This window comes from Streptomyces colonosanans, assembly GCF_001866645.1.
In the GTDB taxonomy this organism is placed as follows: domain Bacteria; phylum Actinomycetota; class Actinomycetes; order Streptomycetales; family Streptomycetaceae; genus Streptomyces; species Streptomyces colonosanans.
The window spans coordinates 1-777 of record NZ_MLYP01000150.1 but is presented as its reverse complement, the minus strand read 5'-3'; the positions used below and the strand labels follow the sequence as shown (position 1 = coordinate 777).

1 protein-coding gene is annotated in these 777 nt (G+C 63.6%); it reads left to right on the top strand.

The features are described from left to right. Positions 1-777 (top strand): phosphopantetheine-binding protein (locus tag BIV24_RS30905; RefSeq protein ID WP_143064714.1); only part of this gene is annotated, 777 nt, incomplete at both ends.

The window sequence follows — 777 nt, the reverse complement described above, 5'->3', positions numbered from 1 at the left end:
CGTCGATTGGTCGTCCGGTGGCGAACAGCCGGGTGTATGTGCTGGATGGTGGTCTGCGTCCGGTGCCGGTGGGGGTTACAGGTGAGCTCTATCTGGCGGGTGTTCAGCTGGCACGGGGGTATCTGAACCGTGCGGGGCTGACGGCGGAGCGGTTTGTAGCCAATCCGTTCGGTGGACCGGGTGAACGGATGTATCGCACTGGTGACCTGGTGCGGTGGCGTGCAGACGGAAACCTGGAGTATTTGGGGCGTACGGATGATCAGGTGAAGATCCGCGGGTTCCGGGTCGAACTTGGTGAGATTGCGGCAGTGCTCCGGTCTCACCCAGCGGTGGGGCAGGTCGCCATGGTCGCGCGCGACGACGGTCCCGCGGGTAAGTATCTGGCCGCTTATATCGTGCCCGTCGTCGGCGCCGCAGCTGACGTGGCTGAGGTGCGCCGGTTTGTGGGTGAGCAGCTGCCGGAGTTCATGGTCCCTGCCGCAGTGGTCGTACTCGATGAGCTGCCGGTAACGGTGAACGGCAAGCTGGACCGCAAGGCCCTGCCCGTACCCGACTTCTCCACCCACGTCTCAAGCCGAACTCCACGCAACCCGCAGGAAGAAGTTCTCTGCCAAATCTTTGCCGAAATCCTCGGTCTAAAGCGGGTCGGTATCGACGACAGCTTCTTCGACCTCGGCGGCCACTCGCTCCTCGCCACCCGCGTGATCAGCCGCATCCGCACCCTCTTGGGCATTGAGTTGCCGGTTCGCGCACTGTTCGAAGCGCCGTCGGTCATGA